Here is a 20,168-nt window from a genome sequence, read left to right on the forward strand (position 1 = left end):
CCTTGCAATATTTTCACAGGGTAGAAATCAGTTTTTCCCAATAGTTATGCGGGCTGGGCGGGATTTTAAGGGACGACTACATAATAGGTTTGGGCAAGTGATCGAAAGCTTCAGTTACAATAGGAGAAAGTTCTCTTTGGATATCGGGTGCATAGCGTTTTTTTAAATTATTAGGATACTCGAGTCCAAATACGTCGCATATGGCCTTTTCGGCCGTCATTCCGAACGTTTCCGTCGTTTGGGTGAGCGTTCGCATAAATTGCATAACGCCGCGCATTGCGAAGCGAAATTTGAATGTCCGGTTCTTATGGATTTGTATTTCTGCAATGGAAATGTTGTCATATTTTAATGTGGTACTTTCTTTCCATACGGCAAGGTTTCTTGTGAACGAGAAGTTGTTTCTATCATATTCCCAATCCACATAGTTCTTTTGATTTAGAATGTGGAATTCTCCCGCGTCGAAATCGGATATCCATACCGTGTAGTCGGATTGCAGCAGGTAATCGACAAAGATGGGAATCATTTGGTGGATATGGTTGATGACGATTTCCTTGATTTCTTGCTTGTCAGAAATGCTTTTGTTTGCAAAGTCCGAAAAAAAATCGTTAAATGTGTTGATTCCTCCTTGACCAATGACTCTAGGACAAATTTTGTCATTACTCTTATTTGTCCGAATGGAAAGAGATGCTCCTGAAGACAATAAGAAATTGTGCGGTGAGTACCGTTCATTGGGATTTAGAGCGTCTGATAAGGTCGTGCAAAGAACAGGAACACTTCCTAAAGTTTGGAAAATACGATTAATTAAGGGGAAAACTTTTTCCCTGTATTCTGGATTGTAATTTGCCTTAAATTGGCTTTGTGCGTAATAAGAAGGTTCTAGATTATATTTTTCGCAAATGCATTTTTGGATTGTCATTCCTAGATCTGCGTTATTCTGTGGCATAAAGATTCCTTTTTTTTGCGTAGAAACATACAAAAAAAGAATCGTATGGCGAGTACTTTTGAAAAATTATCGCCTAGAAAGGAATTCATTTTTTTTTGGGGGGGGGGGGGACAAAATTATTCGTTTCAAATAATCTTCAAAATTTTCTGTGCACGCTCGGGCTCGTCTATGCCCAACTTTTCCTGCAAATCCTTTTCGCTAAAATCGAAGCTGTCGTTATAGACAAAATCATCGGAGCCGGTGTTGTAGGGCGGGTCGATGTAAATACATTTCACCTGTCCTTCGTAGGAGCGGCGCAAGTGCTTGAGGACTTCCAAGTTGTCGCCTGAAAGGTAAAGGTTTTCGCTGTCCTTGTTTTCGTTCTTCCTGTTGTTTTCTTCGTCGGGGACAATCACCGTCTCGGTGTCGAGCGCGTAAAGGAGCCGGGCGTAATCTTTGCCTAGAAAATTGAACGTTTCGCGTTCTTCGACCACCAGGTGTTTGTCGCCCACGGCAAGTTCCGCCCAATAACGGATGGCATCGGCATCTACCGTTCCCTCTTTTCCGAAGGCGTTCGGAATCAGCGCTTTCAACTTTTTGAGAAGGTCGTTGTTCGGGTTCACCTTCTCGTTCTTCTGCATAATGTCGCGTATCATCGGGCGGTTCCTTATCGTTGCGAGTTCCGCCCTGCGCGGCATTCAGCCCACGAAAAAAAGGCGTGGAGTTGAATGCATCTTATCTATAGTTGAGGCTCTGGTAAAGCCTATTGCACGGATAAGAACAAACAACCCACGCCCCAATTGGGACGTGAGTAGCCTGCCCTATTCTCGTGCAATGTTTCAATTTACCAGATTTCAACTATGAGACTAGAGCAAATACTCAATAAAACGGGCGCTCCGCACCAAACGATACGGGGCTATGTCGTGGGGAAAATTAGAAAAATGCGGAGCTGATTGCCGGGAATTGGAAAGTATGCCGACAAAACTCGCAAGATTATTGTGTTGTAACCTTCCTAGGACGTCGAACGAGATTTTCCCGTTTATTGCCCAGAGTCAGGGACGTCGAACGAGATTTTCCCGCTTATTGCCCAGAGTCAGGGACGTCGAACGAGATTTTCCCGCTTATTGCCCAGAGTCAGGGACGTCGAACGAGATTTTCCCGCTTATTGCCCAGAGTCAGGGACGTCGAACGAGATTTTCCCGTTTCGCGCCCAAGTGCGGGGGGACAAACGTAGTTTCCACGAATGCCGAAACATGGAGGTAAAATGAAAAAAGTGAACAGCGTCCTTTGTCTCGCCGAAATCAACTGGCTTGGAAATTCGATGGCGGCGCATTACAAAAACGCCGATCCGACCCCTAATCACTCAAAGTCCTTAAAAACCTGATTCTCTCGCGGATATGTCTCCAAAGGCCTGTATTGCCTGACGGCTTCTTTTTTCTAGAAAGCGTTCAAGTACAGGGTTTTCGCTAAGGAGAACAACGTCCTTTTTGATAAAAACATCGGCTCTTCTCGGATGGTTGAGGGGTCGTTTTAACTTCCCACTAGCAACGTAGCCGCAATCCTTACACGTTGAACAGATAGAACATGATGTCGCCGTCTTTGACGACATAGTCCTTGCCTTCCGTCCGGACGCCGCCGGCTTCCTTGGCGGCATTCCAGGAACCGTGCTTCCGGAAATCTTCAAAGGCGAGGGTCTCGGCGCGGATGAATCCCTTTTCAAAATCGGAGTGGATGACGCCGGCGCATTGCGGAGCTTTGGCTCCCTTTTCAAAAGTCCATGCGCGGCATTCCTTTTCGCCGGCGGTAAAGAATGTCTGGAGCCCGAGAATCCGGTAGCCTTCGCGCACGACGGAATCGAGTCCGGATTCTTTCATGCCGAGTTCTTTGAGGAATTCTTCTTTGTCCGCGGCTTCCATTTTGGAAAGCTCCTCTTCGATTTTTCCGCTGATGACAACGACGGAAGTGCCCTGCTTCGCGGCAAATTCTTTTAGGCTTTTGACGTATTGGTTTTCGGTGCCGATTTCATCTTCGCGGATATTAGCGCAGTAGAAGAGTGGCTTGGCGGTAAGGAGGGCAAGGTCCTGCACTATCGCGTCGAGGGCGTCTCCGTTTTTGCCGACAAATTCCCGTGCGCTTTTGCCTTCTTCGAGTCCTTTTTTCAGAATGCTACAGGCTTCGGCGTTTTCCTTGGCCTTGGCATTTCCCGTGCGAGCGGTTTTATTTTCGTTCGCCAGACGCTTTTCCACCGATTCCAGGTCTTTTAAAATCAGTTCGGTTTCAATGATGTCGATGTCCCGGACTGGATCAACGGAACCGAGAACGTGGGTGATGTCCTCGTCGTCAAAGCAACGGACGACTTCCATAATGGCGTTGCATTCCCGAATGTGCGTCAGGAACTGGTTGCCAAGGCCTTCGCCTTTGCTGGCTCCTTTGACAAGTCCTGCGATATCGACAAATTCCGTGACGGCAGGGACGATGGATTTGGGGTGGTAAACGCTGACGAGTTCATTGAGGCGCCCGTCAGGAACGCTGACCATGCCGACGTTGGGTTCAATGGTGCAAAATGGGTAGTTGGCGGCTTCGGCGCCTGCATTTGTAATCGCATTGAAAATCGTACTTTTGCCGACGTTGGGAAGACCGACGATGCCGCATTTGAGACTCATATTGAACTCCTTTTGAAACGCGTCCAAATCTAACAATTTTTTAGTCAAGCGGCGTTCGTTCAAAAAATGAGATGCTTCGAATTCCCGAAATAGGCAGTCGTGGCGATTCGGCTGCGCTGTCCGCAAAAAAATCCTCGTGCAAAAATGCCGGGCCGGTTTCATTCCTAAAGCATTTTTTAGTAAGTTGTGTTTATGCGTTGGATTTCATGGTTTCGATTTTCTGTGGCGTTGGGCGTTTGGGTTTTAGGGGCGTGCGCCGGGAATGGGCAATCGTCGGGAGCAAAGGATTCTCCGGGGGATTTCGGGTGCGAGGATTGCGGCGAGCAAGGGGAAATGGAATTGGAAATTTTTGACGAGCGGAAGTTTGTGGAGATTCATCCGAAGATAAATACGGCTTTTCAAACTGCGGCGACGCTCGGCAGTTTTCCGACATCGAAAGTCTTTGCGAATTGCCCCGAAGGAAGTAAAATCTGCCATAGCTTTAGCGACGACGCGGTGGATTTTGATTTGGCGCATTTTGAAGATTCCCTTTTGGCGCGTCGCTTTCCGAAAGCCAATCGCGAACAGATGCTGGAAGGTTTAAGAATTCCCGAAGGAGATTCCCTGTGGATTCGGGAGGCGTTGCAGAAAATTCTTTCGACGGCTTTGGGCGATGGCAAATCGCTTTTGGATACGGCCTTTTGGAAATCCCGAACGGACGATTCCGAAATTTATTCGCGTTTTGAACGGGAAATCCCGCGGGAAATTCGGCGGGAACTGGCCGCGGTGTCGAAGCGTTACAATGTGCGCTATTTGACCATTCCCGTTTTTGTCCGGGTTGAAATTTTACCGAAACTGGGGAAAAGCGGCGGCTTTCGCTGGATGTCCCTGTGGACTCTTTGGGATGCGCGCTTGGGAAATCTGCTGTTTTTAAGTTATGAAGAATTTGGTGCCAAAACCAAGAGCCGGATTGCTCCGGAGCGTCATTGGGCGAAGCCTTTTGCCGAACGGCTGGAAAAAGATATTTACCTGGAACCGCAGAAGATTGAAAATCACTAGCGGCCAGAGAGGGCGAGAAAGCCGAGCAGGTACAGCATGCCGTCGTAATAGCGCCAAGTGCCGGTGGGGATGGGAACGTTCCAGAGGGCGTTCAGAAAATCGCGGGCGAGTTCTCGGTCTTGCTGCAGGGAGAAGTCGAGGGCGGCTGCGGCTGCGGCATTCATCGCGATGAGGCCGGTTGTGATGGGACGGGAATTCTCGCAGGGAATGCCGTTTAAGCGGTAGTCGGCGCGTGGATTTTTTTGCGACTTGAAAAAACGGAGCATCTTTCGGATCGTTTCTTGGGCAAAATTTTTGGCGAGCAGATGTTCATTTTCGCAAATGCCGGGAATTTCCCAGTTGGCGTCTAAAGCCAGGTTGTAGGCGACGCGCCAGGCGTCCCCGCTAAAACAATCGCTGTGAGGCGAGAACGCTGTGGATTTGGGTGAACCGTCAAATTCAGCGTAGTCCGGAAAAAGTCCCGTGTCCGGATGGGCTGCGCATTTCAAAAAGGCGACGCTTTGCTTGTAAACGGATTCCCAGAAAGTATCCTTGGTTTCTGCAGCAAAGAGGCGGTAAAAGGCGAGGGTGTGGTAACTCGGGTCGGTAAAATCGTTGCCCTCCACGGGAGAAAATCGGACGAGAAAATTTTCCGGGTCGAACATGGCGCGAACTTTTCCGGCGGGCTTTTTATGCGCCATCGCATGGAGAAGTTTCAATGCTTCGTCTCGGTATGCGTTGTTTCCGAATCGGCGAGCCGCCAACAGAAGTGCCGCTGCAAAATATTCTTCGCCATCCGGGGCGGCTCCTGCATCCATTTTGAAAAATTGCCCCTGACGTTTTTTGTCGAATCCGACTTGCCATGCAAAATAGGGAGCGTCATCGGTTTCTGCATTTTGCAGATACGTTTTTGAAAATTCCCAAAGGGCTTGGAAAAGTTCCAGAAGGCCGAGTTTGGCGGCGATATACATCCCGTAACTCATTCCCTCGCTTCGGATGTCCGAATGCCCGATGTCGATAATGCATTTGTACTGCTGAAAGTCGAAGCAGATTTTTTCGCTGGAGTCGTTTCCTTCAAAAAGACTATGGAATGCGCTCTGGATTTTTTGCTGCACTTCGGCGGCGGATTTGCCGATGAGTTGAAACGGATTGTTCATTTGGAAATGTCGCGTTTGCTTGCCCGAAAAAATTCATCGAAAATGGAAAGCAGGGAAGAGCCGTTTTGGAATAGCTTCGTCTGCATTCCGATGGCGGTTGCTCCACGGATGTCACGGTTCGGATCGTCGCCGACGAACAGGGTGTTGGCGGGGTTGGTTCCAAGGCGTTCCAGTGCGATCTGGAAAATTTCGGGCTCGGGCTTTTTGTGGTGGACTTCGCTGGAAATCACGACGGCGTCGAGCATTTTGAGAAGTCCGTGCTTGCGCAAAACTTTACGGACGTGGGGCCCGTGCTCAAAATTGGAAACGATGCCGATGCGGACTTGCTGCCGTTGCAGTGCCTGTAAAAGGGGAATCGCTTGCGGGTGAAGCGGAACCATTCGCTGCCAGCGGTTCATGGAAGTGGCTGCGGTGTGCTTAATCCAGTTTACATCCGGAGAAATTCCAAAGTGTTCGGCGAGAATTTTCAGGCGCGATTCATAAAGGGTGAAACCCTCTTTTTCGGGGATGTCTTCGGCAAAAAAATGCTTGCACTGCTTGGAAACTTGGGAAACGGAAACCGATATTCCCAGATTTTTCAGTGCGCGTGTCAGATCTTCGTGCCAAAAGCCGAAAGCCCGGGACATATTGCCGTAGGTGAAAAGCGTCCCATAAAGGTCAAAAAGAACACCGGAAATTTCCATTGGAACAAATCAGATTTCGTAGTCGATGACGCAGCGCTCGCTGGAAACTTTGCCGATGAATTGCTTGATGGCGACGTGGGCGGGAAAGTCCTGGTAAAAATCCAGGTCCGCTTTGGTGGGGAAAGCCGTCACGAGACCGACATCCCAGGCTGCGGGGCTGCGGTTGAAGTCGATTCCGGATTCGATCGAAAGAAGCCCCGGGACTTTGCCTTCCAGCGTTTTGAATCGGGCGACGATTTCTTGGGCATTTTGTTCGGCGGTTTTGCCTTCGGCTTCGGGTTTCAATTTCCAAAGAACAATGTGTTTGATCATAATCTGTCCTTGATGATTTTTTGATACAGGGCGAATTGCCTTTCAAAGCAGCTTTGCCAGCTGAATTTTTTGGCGTAGTCCGTCGCCTTGCTTTTCAAATTGGCGATTCCCATCTGGGAAATTTTTAGGATGGCGTTTGCCAAAGCCTGCGGCGTTCGCTCTTCGAGAATGACGCCTGCTCCGGAATTTTTCAAATGTTCCGCAGCGGCTCCGGTGGATGCGGCCACGAGCGCATTGCCGCAAGCCATGCTTTCCAAAATGGAAAGTCCAAAAGTTTCCCATCCGGAAAGGGCGAGTCCCAAATCCACGCTGGCATAGTGGCGCGCCATTTCGGCGGCGTCTTGGATGAATCCTTCGTAACGAATATGCTTGTAAGTTTCGGCTGCTTTTTGAACTCTCGGCAAATCCGGTCCTGTGCCGGCAAAAAGTACGGCGGGTTCATGTCCCAGTTTTTCGCATAAAATCGGATAGGCGTCCAAAAACAGGCGCAGTCCTTTTTCGTCGCAAAAACGGTGCGGAAAAAAAATCGTCAGACGTTCAGGGTTGCCGTCCTTGATTTCATTCACCAGTTTTTCGTCTGCGGCTTCGGGGCGGAAAGTCTGCAAATCCACGCCGAGGGGAATCCATTCGAGCCGGTTTTCGGCAAAGCCGTGGCGTTGCATGCGTTCCATGACTTCGTGGCAGCTCGCTTCCAAAACGGCGTAATCTTTGAAACTGGAGCGGGCGTAAGCAAAGGCGGCGTTTTCGCCGAATTGGGCAAGGCGTTTGAATCCCCATTTTTCAAAAAAGCGCCGGACGTAGGTCACGGGAAAATCCGCATGCCAAAATGCCGTGAGAACAGGTCGCTTCGCCATGTTCTTGCAGGCTTTGGAAACCGCCTTGGGAAGAATATACGGCGATCCGACTTCCACGATGTCGGGCTGGTATTTTTTGAGGGCGACTTGGATGTCGGCGTTTTTCCACAGAAATCGGTACTCCCAGTTTCCGGGAAAACGAAATGCCTTCGTGTGTTCAATAATCAGCGAATCGGAAACTTTTTCGGTGAAAGTCCTTCCATCGTTTTGCACAAAGACGAGCAGCGCATCGGTCTTTTCCTTGTAAAACTTCATACGCTCCAGATGATAGCGGCGGACGCCGCCGCCAGAGGGACTCCAGAAATTATTGTAATCGACGATGACCAGGCGGCTCATTATTTCTCTTTCATGCGGTAGGATTTGTCCGAGAAGAGCAGGTTCGCTTCATATAGCAGGGAACCGGAATTTTTGAGATTTACGGTAAGCCAAAGGGCGCCGTCTTCTTTGCGCTCTAGCCAGAATGTCGCATCGGCATCGCGAAGGAAGGGTCGCGGACCTAAAATGTGATCGCCGTCTTTGATGACGGAGCCGCTGACAAAAACGGGAATGTCAAGAGTCTTGTAAAAGTCGAGGATGGCCGAAGAACGCCGTTCGTTCAAATCGGGAATGTCGCTCCGGTCCGAAATGCGCAGGTGGTCTATCCCATCTACAATCAAAATGAGATTCGGGTGCTCGGCGATTTCAGCTTGCAGTTCTTTCAAGAAGGATTCGTATTGGAATGTCTCCCTGTCTTCCCAGATTTCCAGACGGTCGGTTTTTACATAGTTGATAAGTTCTTGCGTGGCAACGTGAATTTGCTTGTTGATTTCGTCGTCTTTGCTGAGTTTATGCACGTCTGCTTCCGAAACGCCGGCGAGCATAGCGATAAAGCGATTCAATGCTGCACGGCGAGGGCTGTCGAGAGCCACGTAAATCACTTTTGCGTCGGGATTTCCTTCGATGAGGTCCAATGTGAACGAAGAGAGCGCATGGCTTTTGAATCCGTAGGGGTCGGATGTCAGAAAATAGTAGCCGGGCTGGATGCCGTCGAGCGCATGGGTCAAAGCGGGGAAGTTTTGCAGTCGATGGCCGACGTCCGAATCCGCATTGCGGCTGATTGCCGAATTGAAATTTTCTTTGATGTCTTGCAACAGGACAGATTTCCGGTGCGTTTGCATGGTGTCTTCCGCTGTTTCGCGGATTCTGTCCATAAAGGCTTCGGCTCCATCGGAACGGATAAGCGATTCGGCGGTTTCCCCTGCCGGAAGGACGATGGATTTGAATCGGATGCCTTCGGATTCGGCGAGTCCCAGGCATTTGCGGATGTGCTGTTCCTGGCTTCTTCGGTTGGCTTCTTTGCGGAGAACCAGCGATATGCTTTCGGCTCCGCAGGATTTCAGCTTGTAGAGATGGCTGCGGTTGAACGGCTGGTACATCGTTGAAACCATACCGGGAATTCCGGCCAGGTCGGCGGTCAAAACATCAAAAAGTCCTTCGACGATGATTGGCGATTCCATATCTTGCTGGATGTTGAACGGAATGTCCAACGGCCCGGACGCATAGGAAATGTAAACGTCTTCGTTGCAATTTGGCGAGCAGTTGTCCAAAAGCCGCCCATAAACGGAATGGATGACGCCTTTGGAATTGCGGGCGGGAATCGTGAGGCGCGGTTCGTGGGAGATGTCCAAGTTGTCTAGGTAAAAACTGATTTCATGGCGCTTGAGTCCGCAGAGGAGTCCGTAGCTGAAGAACGGTTCCGGATCGCCGCTGTAATAACCGATGCCATAAAGTTTGGACTGATCCAAAGTCCAGTTTCTTTCTTTTAAAAATTCGGCGGTGGTTTCGCTCTTGGTCGCGGCCCAATAGCAGTAACGTACAAAGCTTTCCAGGACGCGGACTTTGGCTCCTCCGATTTCTTGAATATGCGCGGCTTCGTCCTCTTCTTGGATTTTTAATTCATTTTCGGAGGCTCCCCAAAAGTCGAGCGCTTCTTTGCGGGCGGCATTTTCGTCAAGTCCGTTGAAGCGGCTACGCATCAGAAATTCAACCAGATCGCCATCGGCCCCGCAATGGACGCAGTGATAACGCCAGTAGCCCAGGGAATCGTAGAAAAAGAGGGTCGATTCCTCGGGAGCGTGAAAAGGGCATTGGGATGCCAGATTGCGCCCCCAACGGGTCAGGGGAACTCCCAGGCGTCGCGGGTGGGTTTTTACACGGGAAAGTCCGATGTTGTCTTCTTCGATGAGCATAAGCACCTCGATTCCCAACATAGAAATTTTACAGGTAGCTTGTTGGAAAGAAGGGAAAGAGAACTTAAAAATCGGCCTGTTCGCAGAAGCTCGCCGGCTTTTTCCCTTTTCAAAAGTTACATTTTTCCCGTATGGTTTTTCTCGGTGTGGATCCCGGTTCCTACACTTCCGGGTATGCGTTTCTCGATAAGGGCGCGGACGATTCGATTCGTGTGCTGGAATACGGAGCGATTTCCGCAAAATCCCGGGATTCTTTTGCTGACAGGCTGGTGAAAATCGTCGGCGATTTGGAAAAACGGGTGAAGGAGTACAACCCGTCGGTCTTGATCATGGAAAGCGCCTTTTTTGCGAAGAACGTTCACAGCGCGATGATTCTCGGCCATGTCCGAGGGGCGATTCTGGTCATGTGTCGTCGTCTGGGCATGGAATTTTTTGAATACAGCCCGCGATCCGTCAAGTTGGCGGTGACGGGAGACGGTGCGTCGTCCAAAGAAAAAGTGGCGGCTATGGTGACGTCTCGATTGGGCATTTGCCAAGGGAAAATCAAGCTGGATGCGACCGATGCGCTTGCCGTCGCCAGCGCCCATCTCTTTTTGCAAAAGGGAACGGTGCTGCATTCTCCCCGCAAATCGACGTCGCAAAAAAGCAAGCAGCTGCGGGAATTGATTGTGAAAATGGGAGGCAAGTTACCCGAATGACGGAACTTTCAGCGTTTGGTTTGGATGATGACGGTTTGGTGTTTGTTCCGGAAACGGAGTATCGTGTGCGGCAAAGCGTTCTGAAGCCTTTGCAGGCTTTGTCGGCGTCGGCTCTTGCGTCGGGTTTTTCCCTGCGTATCGAGAGCGCTTACCGTTCTTTTGATCGCCAGCTCTCCATTTGGAATCGCAAGGCGACAGGGAAGCTGAAATTGCTTGATAAGAACGGCATTCCTTTTCGGGAACTGCCGCGTGATGAAGAAACGTTGATGCGTTCGATTCTTTTTTGGTCGGCGCTTCCCGGCACATCCCGGCACCATTTTGGAACGGAAATCGATGTCGTCGATGGCGCAAGCGTTCCGCCGGGATACCAGGTGGAATTGACCGAAGAAGAATGCGATTCTCTGTTCGCCAAATTTCACGCATGGCTTTCTCGGGAAATCGAAGGCGGCTCTTCGTTTGGTTTTGAAAGGGTCTTTGTTCCCGGTCGCGGAAAAATCCAGCCCGAGCGTTGGCATTTGTCCCATCGGCCTTCGGCTCGCGAGCTGGAACGGCTTTTTCGCCCGCAGGAATTGCGCAGGATCTATGAAAAATCGGATATCGAATTGAAAAGCGCTATTTTGGATAATTTTGACGAGCTGATGCGGGATTACGTCTTTCCTTATTTTGAAACGTCGCCTATTTGAGTGTTGATATGTTTGCTTCTGGTTTTCGCAGCCCGGTCGAACAGGGGATTTTCCCGTTTCCATTGGAGGAATACGGACGTTCTTTTGAAGGAACTCCGCTGCGTTTTTTGCCCGCCGCCAAGGAAGCTCGCTTGCTCATTTTTGCGGCCATCCATGGCGAAGAGACTGAAACGACATTTTTGCTTTCCCGGGCTTTGCGGATGCTCCGAAACTCGCCACCCTATGTGGCTTGCGTTCTTTCGGCAAATCCCGACGGGGCGTTGCGGGGGACGCGGGCGAATGCGCGCGGGGTGGATCTCAACCGGAATTTCCCGACGCGCAACTGGCAAAAAGGCGTGGCTCTTTCGCGGCTTCTTTTGGAATCTCCCCGAATCACCGAACTGTCTTGCGGGGAATTTGCGGGGAGCGAACCGGAAACGCAGGCGCTGATTCGGCTAATCCGCTCTCTTTCCGTGAAAAAAGCGGTCGCTCTCCATTCCCCTTTCGGAATAATCGATTCAGAAACGCAAACGGAACTTTCTCAGAAAATGGAAACGGTTTTTCGCTTGCCTTGGCAAAAGGGCGTAGGCTATCCGACGCCGGGAAGTTTTGGCACGTTCGCTTCGGAAAAAGGAATAGAATGCGTCACCGTGGAACTTCCCCGGGAAGCGCCAGAAGAGCTCGTTTCCCTTTTTGCGGAACCGCTGGCAGAATTTTTGCAGTCCTATACAGGATGATTTTTTGTCTTTCCTTCGACTAGTTCGACAAGCGGTCACGACCCTTCGACAGGCCGAAGCACGGTTGCTGAGCTTGTCGAAGTATTCACCTAAGCGATTTTTAGAAGAGGCCTAAAGAGATTCTTTGTTGGCTTCGGCTTCGGAAAGGATGGAGGCGCGTTTGGCAAAACCGATGGCAAAACCGATAACGATATAGCTTCCGCAAAGGAGCAGGAGATAGGAAAGAATCAGGTTTTGAAGTCCCGTGTCCGAGGTGATGAAGAAAAAGCCGCAAAGGTAGGTGATAACGACCAGAATAATCTGGACTGCGGCAAGGAACTTGTTTTTCAACGGATGGAGCTTTGGCAGAAAACAGGGGCTGACCATCATCAGGCCGGTAACGAGCATGACGACCACCGGAACAATCAAAAGCTTTGTGTTGCTCGGAGAGAACAGATTGTGGAGTGTCAGATAGCTCAAAAGGATGACATTGATGGCTCCCGCAAAAGTGCTGGGCAGGCCTGAAAAATAATTCTTGTAGGAATCGCAATCCATCGCGTTGTATTTGGCAAGCCGCATCGCCGCGCAAAGAACGTAAATGGCGAAAACCATAATGACTAGCACCAGATTCTTGTCCAGCCATTCCGGAGCGTTTGCCTTGTAACTGAAAAATAGGCAGAATGCGGGGGCAAGGCCAAAGCCGACCAGATCCCCTAGGCTGTCGAACTGGGCGCCGAACTCGGAACTGGCATTGACCAGTCGGGCAGCAAAACCATCAAGCTTGTCGCATAGAACGGACAAAAGGACAAAATAGGCAGCCATACGGAACGGATCCAGGGCGGAATAGCCGGCGAACATTCCTGCGGACCAGCAAATAGAAAAAACTCCCAGCAAAAAGTTCATGCTGGTGAATGCGTTCGGCAGGATAAATTTCGCTCTTTTCATTGTAAAGTCTCCAAAACGTGGCTACAATCTAATAAAAAAAGCCCGTAAACGAACGCGCTTTTTTTTATTTCTCTTGTTTGTGATTATTGAACCGGCTTGATTTCCCAAAGTGCTTTTACGCTGGCTCCAATGATAAGAGCTTGGGGTGGGGCGTAGGGATTTTCTTCGGTCGGAAAGTTGGTCCAGTGCTTTGTCGAAAACTGGTAGAACTGCGATGGGCGGTACATCAGTGGCAAAACCGGGATTTTTTCCATAAAAATGCGGTTGAGATGGCGATAGGCTTCTTTCAGCGCCGTGGAATCGGTCAAAGACGGAATCAATTCCAAGAGGCTGTCCGCAGTGGGATCTGTGAATCGCCCGGGATTTGAAAACGCTTCTTCGCCGACAGGTTTGAAGTCCTTGCTGCTCATCACCTGATTGAAACGCCCCCACGGCGTTGCCGCCGAAAGATCCGCCGTTTGGGTTTTCATCACCAGGTCGAATTTGCCATAGCGCAAATCCTTTTCCCATTCGCTATAGTCCACAAAACGCTGGTTGGTGGAAATTCCCAATTCCTTAAACGATTCGGCGACCACCTTGATGGCGTCTTCCCAGTCTGTCCATCCTTGCGGGCATTCCAGGCTGAGCGGACGAATCGGCATTCCTTCCTTGTTTAGAATTTTGCCGTCGTTATCCCAGGAGTAGCCGGCATCGGAGAGGATTTTCCGGGCTTTGACCAAGTCGTAAGAATAGCCGTATGTCTTGGCGTCTTCTTCATTAAAATAACGGGCTTCCTGATTGAATGGCAAAATGAATCCGGGGCGCATCGCATCGGTATAATTGGATACGGCGACGGATTTGATTTTTTCAAAATTGATGGCGTGGGCTAGGGCGCGGCGGAAAGCGATATCGTTAAACGGAGTCGTTGTCGTCGCGATGAAAAGAGTTGGGATGGATCCCGGATAGTGATAGGGCTCTTTGAGGCTCCAGGCTCGGATGTCGTCCCGTTTCTTTTCCCAGATGCGGGGCATAAAAATAGACGAAATGTCCAAATTGCCTTTAGTCATGGCATTGTTGAACAGATTGTTGCTTGTGTAAAGCGAGTGGATGATATAGAGCGGCGCGGGGGCTTTGCCGTTGTGCTTGGCGTTTCCCCAATAATTTTCAACTCGTTTCAGAACGATTTTGTCGGGATAGTAGGAATCCAGGTTGTAAGGGCCCGAAACAACAGGCGAGGAATCGTTTTTAAAGGTAAGAACGTTGGCGTAATTGTAGCGTCCGTTGGTTTTGGAGGCTTCGACGATGGGTTTAAAAACGCTCTTGGGCAAAATGGAAGTTTCCGAAATCAGGCTCAAAAGAACTAGAGGGTTCTTTTCTTTTTTATTCATGACGAATTCGAGCTGATTTTTCCCCGTCGTTTTAATCCGGTCGATATAGCGCCAGCCGCCGTGACGCGGTGTCGGGAAGATGGAATCCATGTAGAAAGTGTACAGGACGTCTTCTTGGCTGACTTTTTCCCCGTTGCTCCAGCGCGCCCGCTCGTCCAATTCCACTTGAATGGAGGAGTCCGTCTGGACAAAGCTCTTGGCTAGCATGGGTTCTGTTTTGCCGTTCAGATTATTATAAGCGAAAAGGGATTCGTACATCAGGCGGATGTTGCCGTCTATGGGGAAATTGGGATCCCCATCCAAAGGATTGAATGTCGTGGGGGGCGCCCAGTCGAAACCGCCGATATAAAGGGTTTGGGCGCGCGGGTACAAGGATTCTTCCGCGACTTTAGGAGAGCTTTCTGAATCTTCTTGGCATGCGTTCAAAAAGAAGCAAGACAGAATCCCTGCGGAAAGGAGATTCACAATACGACAATTTGGCATTTTTGTATGCAACACAAACCCACCTTTTGATTGTACGAATACAATCTATTCTAAATTTACAGAATCCGAACAAGTTTGTCGCAAATTTTTAAGTAAAAAAAAGATTATTATGATAAAAATTTTTAAAGAACATTTTTCCGTTGCAAATCGGCATCGGTGTTAAACGCCCGTTATTTCAGTGGAAATGCGTAAAGCAGCCTTTTAGGCGAAGGACAGAAAAGGGTATTGTCCAAGATAAAGGGGGTTCCAGCTCCGCCGGGAGTGCTGAAAGATTTTTCCAGAATCCCTTTGGCAAGCGATATTTTGGCGATATGCGTTTTTTGATCAATATAAAGGCTGTTCCCGTTTATCACCGGCGATGAATAGACGGAGCCTTGCCCGGCATAAGTCCATAGCGGCGTCTTGGACGTGAGCCCATAGAGGTGGATTTTTTGGCTGGCCGTCATGGTTAAAAGATAGGGCGTGTTGCCGACGATTGCCCAATGGAGGGAGAGGATGGGTGAGTCGGTTTGAATCGTGTGCGTCGGCTTTTTTTGATGAGGGGCGAACACGTAGATTTCGTTTTGTTCGGAAGCGATGGCCGCCAGGGTGTCTGAAAGTTCCATTGAGGAAACGTTGGCTCCGATTTCCAGCATTTCATCGATGTTTTGACCTGTTGCCGCATTTACAAATCCGAAACTTCCCTCTAGGCTGGAGACGGCGATGGAAGATGTCGAAATGTCGAAATGGAAGGGAAGGTTGAAAAGTTTTCTCGCCCAGGCGATGCTGTAATTGGGGGCGAGAAGTTTGACAAAGTAGCCGTTCCAGGTGGAGACGAAAATGGAATTGTCCCAAAATTGAATCTGGAAAGGTTTTCCGGGCAGGTCGCTGTAGCGCATTTTGCCGTTGTGCTGCAAGTCCAGAATCTGGATGCGGAATCCGCTGGCCAATGCCAAGCTGGAAGAATTGTTGGCGAAAACGGGACTGGTTTCCAGAAAGCCGAGATCTTTTTTCCAGCGGATGGTTCCCGTTGCGGGGTCGATAGCGAAAAGCTGCTGCGCTGCGGGATCCACCGTGTAAAGATTATGGCCTGCGCTAAAGAGGTTCGGGTAAGGAGTGCGCGGGGAGAGCGGCAGAAAATGGACGTAATGGGCGCCGATGATCTTGGCAAAATGATCCAGAATTTTGGGGGAATCTTTGGCATTGCCGAATGAATAGCGGACGGTGTTCGCCCAAGCGTTTGCCCGGGTATTTTCGTCTGCCCCGATTTGTTCCAGATAAACGGCCTGCAAATAATTGACGGTCGGATTTCCCGGTTCCAGTGCTGTTGCCGAATCGATGTGCGCTTTGGCGTTTGTCCAATCCCCATTGTGCATTTCCGAAAAAGCGAGCGATGCGAATTGCTGGGAAAGAATCGGTTTTTTCCCATAGTGCAGAGCGGTAATCGTGATGATTTCCTGATTGTCGAAGGGCAAATAGATTCGACCTTGATTTTTGAATGGCTTCGCAGAAAGGGGCTTGCCAAAGTGGTATTCCCACAGCGGTTGCAGCTCTTCATTGACGACGGTTAGTGCGCCTTCTTGGGAAAAAATTCCCAAAGCCCCCTGGGCGGTTTCAAAAAGAATTTCGCCATCTATTTGGGTCGAGTTCGTTTCGTTGCCGGTGTGCGGATCGAGCAGTTTGAGGTTTCCCCCGGTTTCCAAAACCGCTATGCGATTTCCGAAAAAGGTCATGCTTTCTATCGGGTTGCACTTGCTTTCCCATTGGAAACTGAGAGCGTTCTGCGGGCGGTAAAGGCGAATGGAATTTGCGGAAGCCACATAGGTGCCGTCCTCGGTGAGCAGGGTATGCTGAATCGGATCCATCAGGGAGAGCGTCTGCATTTCGGAGCCCGTTTCGGCGTCGATCAAATGCAGCGCGTTGTCTTGGCAGTTGAGGACAAGCTCGTTTTGGGCTTCATATATGCCGACGGGAGTGCAGCCGCGGTAACGGTTTTCGATAGAGAATCGGATTCCTTCGTTGAAGAGGTAGGCGAAATTTTTTTCGGTCGTGACCATGGCACTCTGGTTGGATACGGGCAAAACATCCAGAATTTTTGAGTCGAAAGTGAAAATGTGAATGGCCTGTTTGGTGTTTTTCGGTTGGAACTGGAGCGTGTTTTCGGCAAGGGAGGAAAACCAGATTCCTTGAGACGAAATGGCGAAAATTTTGGATTCGCTGGGAATGGAGGTGGGGACTGCGACGAGTTTTTCTTCGTGCAGGGTGTAGAGCTGGTTGTTGGCGAGAAGAATGGAGGGCGAGGAATTTTCAAAAGTCTTTCGGATGGAAACGGGGAAGCGGGTGCGGCTCAGGACGATGCGCTCCGGCGAGGAATCCAGTGTGGCGATGCGGCTCGCTAGAAAATAGGCGTGCTCCGAAGACTGGGGATTTATCAACGCTTGTCTGTAATAGAACGCGGCGTTTTGCGGATTTTCGGTCACTTCCTGGATTTTGCCCAAAAGAAAAAAAGCGTTGCTGCGGTCTTCTTCATCGCCTTCCAGGGATATGCGGGAAAGCTGATCCTGCGCATCCATAAAGTTGCCTTTGATTTCAAACTGATAGACAGCTTCCCGAAGTTCCTTATACATGCGGGATGCGAAAACGGAGACGATAGAGAAAAGTATCGCGAGGACTATTTTTTTCAAAAGATGGGTGCGCATTTTTTGGCCGATCAGACGTCTAATTTGTAACCGGCGCCGCGGATGGATAGGATGATTTTGGGGTTTGTCGGATCGGTTTCGATTTTTTTGCGAAGATTCACAATATGGTTGTCGATCGTTCGGGTGGAAGGCATATTTTCGGGAGTGTATCCCCAGATATCTTGAAGCAGGTCTTCGCGCCAGACGACTTCACCGCGTTTGCTCCAAAAATATTGAAGAATTTGAAATTCGCGGGCGGACATTTCGAACGGCATATCGTTTTTGGTCGCTTCGAATCTTTTGAAGTTGATTCGAATGCCGTTAAATTCAATGATGTCTTGAGTGGATGGCTCCGCCTGTGGAACGACGGTGCCGCCGGTACGGGGTCCTCGGCGGAGAAAAGCTTTGGCTCGTGCGAGCAACTCTAAAATGGAGAAAGGTTTTGTCACATAGTCGTCCGCGCCCATTTCCAGTCCCGTCACTTTAGAAGATTCTTCGGTTTTGGCGGTCAGCATAATGATGAATGTGTCCGGATGCTTTTTTCGGATGTAGCGGCAGACTTCAAAACCGCTTTTCTTGGGAATCATCAAGTCGAGAATGACCAGGTGCGGCAAAAAGGAATCCGCTTTTTGAATCGCTTCGTCGCCGTCGCCTGCCGTTTCGACGATATAGTTTTCCAATTCAAAATTGTCTTTCAATCCGATTCGGATGATTTCTTCATCTTCGACGATGAGTATTCTGGTGTTTTCCATATTTTAATCCGCCTTTTTGAGCTTTACCGTAAAAGTGGACCCCTTGCCGGGATGACTTTGTACGGAAACGCTCGCTTTGTGTGCTTCTGCCACGCGTTTCACAATCGCAAGTCCCAGGCCGGAGCCTTTGGTGCTGCGGGTCATTTCGTCGCCGACGCGGTAGAAGTCGTTAAAAATGTTTTTTTGCTCGGAAGAAGCGATGCCGATTCCGGTATCCATTACAGAAAATAGGATTTTTTCATTTTCCATGCGGGTCTGGATATGCACTTTTCCCGGAGGGTTGGTATATTTTATCGCATTTTCGATAAGGCTTTGCGCCATGCTGTAGAGCGATGCGAAGTCTCCCATGACAAATGCGCCGGGAGCGAGTTCTTTGGTCAGGGTGATTCCCCGATTGTCCGCAATGTCCAAAATGGATTCGTAAACTTTTTCAACGCACGCCGACAGATCCAGTTTTTCCCAATGGAAGACTTGCTTTCCCGATTCCATGCGGGTGTAGTTGAGGATGGCGGCGATCAGATTTTCGAGCCGAGTTGATTCCTTGCCGATAAAACGGCTGTATTCCTGGCATTTTTCGATTTTTTGAACGCGCCCGTTGGAAATCATTTCGGCGAACATTTTAATGGAGGTCAAGGGCGTTTTCAGTTCGTGGGAAACCGATGAAAGGAAATTGGTTTTCATGGAAATCAGTTTGCGTTCCTGGGAAATGGATTTGAGGATGAAGAAGGAACCGAGCAGAACCGTCAAGAGCGAGAAGGCGACAAGTCCCGAAAGAAGGAAAATTTTGTGCTGCGCTTCGCTGTAAATTTCTTGCGAGTTGCGATTGTAGAGGGTGAGAGTCCAGCCGAGTCCTTCGCCAAGGAGAATTTGTTTGGAAATGACGGTGAGGGAATCGAGAGGCTGGCCGAAAATCGTGGAATCCCTGCTGTCGGTAATCGCGTAGGAAATGTTTTTCCATTCGCGGGAAACTTCGGAAAGCTTTTCGCAGATGCGTTTGCGGTAGGCGTCGCGGTCCAGCATTCCGATGACGACCTGATCGCCGGACAGCCACGGATATGCCATGCGGAAAAAAAGCTGGTCGGCATCCTGTTTGTAGAATATTCCGTCTTTGGCGGGGAACTGTTCTTCGGAAAATTTTTGCAGAAATTCTTTGTGCAGAGTAAAAATTTCGGCGTGTTCCAGCTGGCGATTCAGATTCTCTCGCAGATTCCAAAAGGCGTCCCGTTTTTTTTGGGAAAGATCTTCAAAGGAAAGAATCCGGCTTAACGCATTGTCGAAAAAATATTTCGCCTTGCTGATGTTCTGTAGGGACCGGCCTTCTAAAAATTGCGAAAAGAGTTGCAGGCAGTAGTTTTCCGCCTGTTGGTGTTTTTTCTGCTCTACAAAAATTTCAAATTTGAGCAGGTGCAGGGATTCGTGGAGGTCCGTCAGCAGATAGCCGTTGGCATGGGGATATTGTTCTAAGATGTCGATAATTTGAAGGGATGCGTCAAAGTCCTTTTGTTTGTAGTGCAAACGTAAAAGTCCCAAAAGATTCAAAATGTTGTCTTGCCGGGAAATCAGGGGCGCGCGCATCAGGACCGCGGATCGGGCGTAGGCAATCTTGTCGGGACCGCGTCCAGAAATTTCTCCCCGGATCAGTTCTTTTTCGATGTTTCCGGGAATGGTCGTGGGAATGGCTTCCGTCGTTTTGGTGTGGAAAGAAATGCTCGGAAAGACCAGCCTATTTTCGTTGAATAGAAAAATCGCTTTGACTCCCTGAACCTTTTTAAAGGAGGCCGCATTGCCAAATTCCAAAAGCTTTTGTGGCTGCTCGTATAAAAATTGAGAGGCGTTTTTGGTTTCTTTCAGAACTTCTTTCTGCTCATTCTGGACAATTTGGACCGTCTGCTTTAAAAATGTGTTTTGTGCATTTTCAAAGTTCTTTTCCGTCAAGAGCAGTTCGCTTTGGACGTTGCGAAAACTGAGAAAGGCCAAAATCGCTGTCGGAATGATAATCCCGCAGAAAAAAAGCACGATGAAAATGCGATTGTTCTTCGGAAGATTCACCGT

The 20,168-nt window shown here is 49.5% G+C and carries 17 protein-coding genes; 4 read left to right on the top strand and 13 right to left on the bottom strand.

Annotated features, from left to right (window positions below):
- Positions 1-76: 76 nt before the first annotated feature.
- The 3 genes from B5D40_RS10100 to ychF all read right to left on the bottom strand — a co-directional run bounded on the left by B5D40_RS10100 (position 77) and on the right by ychF (position 3,585).
- Entirely contained in the window at positions 77-943 is an 867-nt protein-coding gene (locus tag B5D40_RS10100) for a hypothetical protein (RefSeq protein ID WP_143394335.1), read from the bottom strand.
- Positions 944-1,068: 125 nt separating this feature from the next.
- Positions 1,069-1,578, bottom strand: a complete 510-nt coding sequence (locus B5D40_RS10110; RefSeq protein ID WP_143394334.1) for a hypothetical protein — start codon at positions 1,576-1,578, stop codon at positions 1,069-1,071.
- 906 nt (positions 1,579-2,484) lie between these two features.
- Positions 2,485-3,585, bottom strand: a complete 1,101-nt coding sequence (gene ychF, locus B5D40_RS10115; RefSeq protein ID WP_078776818.1) for a redox-regulated ATPase YchF — start codon at positions 3,583-3,585, stop codon at positions 2,485-2,487.
- A 192-nt stretch (positions 3,586-3,777) separates the two neighbouring features.
- Here ychF and B5D40_RS10120 point away from each other — a divergent pair, with 192 nt between their 5' ends.
- Complete coding sequence (locus B5D40_RS10120) at positions 3,778-4,623, top strand: hypothetical protein (protein ID WP_078776804.1); 846 nt, start codon at positions 3,778-3,780, stop codon at positions 4,621-4,623.
- Here B5D40_RS10120 and B5D40_RS10125 read toward each other — a convergent pair.
- The 5 genes from B5D40_RS10125 to B5D40_RS10145 are packed head-to-tail and all read right to left on the bottom strand — an operon-like array spanning position 4,620 to position 9,836.
- Positions 4,620-5,759, bottom strand: a complete 1,140-nt coding sequence (locus tag B5D40_RS10125; protein WP_078776805.1) for a family 8 glycosyl hydrolase — start codon at positions 5,757-5,759, stop codon at positions 4,620-4,622. The genes B5D40_RS10120 and B5D40_RS10125 overlap by 4 nt on opposite strands.
- The gene (locus B5D40_RS10130) at positions 5,756-6,442 is read right to left on the bottom strand and encodes an HAD family hydrolase (protein ID WP_073302016.1); all 687 of its coding nucleotides are present in this window, start codon (positions 6,440-6,442) and stop codon (positions 5,756-5,758) included. Before B5D40_RS10130 ends, B5D40_RS10125 begins: the two co-directional genes overlap by 4 nt.
- 9 nt (positions 6,443-6,451) lie before the next feature.
- Positions 6,452-6,754 (bottom strand): Dabb family protein, encoded by a 303-nt coding sequence (locus B5D40_RS10135; protein WP_073302014.1) that lies wholly within the window; start codon positions 6,752-6,754, stop codon positions 6,452-6,454.
- Complete coding sequence (locus B5D40_RS10140) at positions 6,751-7,944, bottom strand: glycosyltransferase (RefSeq protein WP_078776806.1); 1,194 nt, start codon at positions 7,942-7,944, stop codon at positions 6,751-6,753. The genes B5D40_RS10135 and B5D40_RS10140 overlap by 4 nt, the downstream gene beginning before the upstream one ends.
- Positions 7,944-9,836 carry a CHC2 zinc finger domain-containing protein gene (locus tag B5D40_RS10145; protein ID WP_078776819.1) on the bottom strand — a complete coding sequence of 631 codons (1,893 nt, stop codon included), beginning with the start codon at positions 9,834-9,836 and terminating at the stop codon, positions 7,944-7,946. Before B5D40_RS10145 ends, B5D40_RS10140 begins: the two co-directional genes overlap by 1 nt.
- Positions 9,837-9,967: 131 nt before the next feature.
- On the opposite strand from B5D40_RS10145, the gene ruvC reads away from it, so the two are divergent.
- From ruvC to mpaA, 3 genes are read left to right on the top strand one after another with little or no spacing between them, the layout of a single operon-like run.
- Positions 9,968-10,534 (top strand): crossover junction endodeoxyribonuclease RuvC, encoded by a 567-nt coding sequence (ruvC, locus tag B5D40_RS10150; protein ID WP_073302011.1) that lies wholly within the window; start codon positions 9,968-9,970, stop codon positions 10,532-10,534.
- Positions 10,531-11,217, top strand: coding sequence for a M15 family metallopeptidase (locus B5D40_RS10155; protein WP_078776807.1), 687 nt, complete (start codon positions 10,531-10,533; stop codon positions 11,215-11,217). Before ruvC ends, B5D40_RS10155 begins: the two co-directional genes overlap by 4 nt.
- Positions 11,214-11,933, top strand: a complete 720-nt coding sequence (gene mpaA, locus B5D40_RS10160) for a murein tripeptide amidase MpaA (protein WP_234978167.1) — start codon at positions 11,214-11,216, stop codon at positions 11,931-11,933. The genes B5D40_RS10155 and mpaA overlap by 4 nt, the downstream gene beginning before the upstream one ends.
- A gap of 111 nt (positions 11,934-12,044) precedes the next feature.
- On the opposite strand, the gene B5D40_RS10165 is transcribed toward mpaA, so the two are convergent.
- From B5D40_RS10165 to B5D40_RS10185, 5 genes are all read right to left on the bottom strand, one after another.
- Complete coding sequence (locus B5D40_RS10165; RefSeq protein WP_073302005.1) at positions 12,045-12,857, bottom strand: CDP-alcohol phosphatidyltransferase family protein; 813 nt, start codon at positions 12,855-12,857, stop codon at positions 12,045-12,047.
- An 83-nt stretch (positions 12,858-12,940) separates the two neighbouring features.
- The gene (locus B5D40_RS10170; protein WP_078776820.1) at positions 12,941-14,707 is read right to left on the bottom strand and encodes an ABC transporter substrate-binding protein; all 1,767 of its coding nucleotides are present in this window, start codon (positions 14,705-14,707) and stop codon (positions 12,941-12,943) included.
- 170 nt (positions 14,708-14,877) lie between these two features.
- Positions 14,878-17,370, bottom strand: coding sequence for a WD40 repeat domain-containing protein (locus B5D40_RS10175; protein ID WP_234978168.1), 2,493 nt, complete (start codon positions 17,368-17,370; stop codon positions 14,878-14,880).
- Positions 17,371-17,396: 26 nt separating this feature from the next.
- A complete protein-coding gene (locus tag B5D40_RS10180; RefSeq protein ID WP_078776810.1) occupies positions 17,397-18,116 on the bottom strand; it encodes a response regulator transcription factor in 720 nt (239 codons plus the stop codon).
- A gap of 3 nt (positions 18,117-18,119) precedes the next feature.
- Positions 18,120-20,165 (bottom strand): sensor histidine kinase, encoded by a 2,046-nt coding sequence (locus B5D40_RS10185; protein WP_078776811.1) that lies wholly within the window; start codon positions 20,163-20,165, stop codon positions 18,120-18,122.
- Between the last annotated feature and the right edge of the window lie 3 nt (positions 20,166-20,168).

It is taken from the genome of Fibrobacter intestinalis, from assembly GCF_900167415.1.
In the GTDB taxonomy this organism is placed as follows: domain Bacteria; phylum Fibrobacterota; class Fibrobacteria; order Fibrobacterales; family Fibrobacteraceae; genus Hallerella; species Hallerella intestinalis.

Excerpts from the sequence above, each read along its gene's own strand:
- B5D40_RS10140 (WP_078776806.1), bottom strand. The coding sequence starts at position 7,944 with ATGAGCCGCCTGGTCATCGTCGATTACAATAATTTCTGGAGTCCCTCT.
- B5D40_RS10135 (WP_073302014.1), bottom strand. The coding sequence starts at position 6,754 with ATGATCAAACACATTGTTCTTTGGAAATTGAAACCCGAAGCCGAAGGC.
- ruvC (WP_073302011.1), top strand. The coding sequence starts at position 9,968 with ATGGTTTTTCTCGGTGTGGATCCCGGTTCCTACACTTCCGGGTATGCG.
- B5D40_RS10155 (WP_078776807.1), top strand. The coding sequence starts at position 10,531 with ATGACGGAACTTTCAGCGTTTGGTTTGGATGATGACGGTTTGGTGTTT.
- B5D40_RS10165 (WP_073302005.1), bottom strand. The coding sequence starts at position 12,857 with ATGAAAAGAGCGAAATTTATCCTGCCGAACGCATTCACCAGCATGAAC.
- B5D40_RS10125 (WP_078776805.1), bottom strand. The coding sequence starts at position 5,759 with ATGAACAATCCGTTTCAACTCATCGGCAAATCCGCCGCCGAAGTGCAG.
- B5D40_RS10110 (WP_143394334.1), bottom strand. The coding sequence starts at position 1,578 with ATGATACGCGACATTATGCAGAAGAACGAGAAGGTGAACCCGAACAAC.
- B5D40_RS10130 (WP_073302016.1), bottom strand. The coding sequence starts at position 6,442 with ATGGAAATTTCCGGTGTTCTTTTTGACCTTTATGGGACGCTTTTCACC.
- B5D40_RS10170 (WP_078776820.1), bottom strand. The coding sequence starts at position 14,707 with ATGCCAAATTGTCGTATTGTGAATCTCCTTTCCGCAGGGATTCTGTCT.
- B5D40_RS10120 (WP_078776804.1), top strand. The coding sequence starts at position 3,778 with ATGCGTTGGATTTCATGGTTTCGATTTTCTGTGGCGTTGGGCGTTTGG.
- B5D40_RS10100 (WP_143394335.1), bottom strand. The coding sequence starts at position 943 with ATGCCACAGAATAACGCAGATCTAGGAATGACAATCCAAAAATGCATT.
- ychF (WP_078776818.1), bottom strand. The coding sequence starts at position 3,585 with ATGAGTCTCAAATGCGGCATCGTCGGTCTTCCCAACGTCGGCAAAAGT.
- B5D40_RS10180 (WP_078776810.1), bottom strand. The coding sequence starts at position 18,116 with ATGGAAAACACCAGAATACTCATCGTCGAAGATGAAGAAATCATCCGA.
- B5D40_RS10145 (WP_078776819.1), bottom strand. The coding sequence starts at position 9,836 with ATGCTCATCGAAGAAGACAACATCGGACTTTCCCGTGTAAAAACCCAC.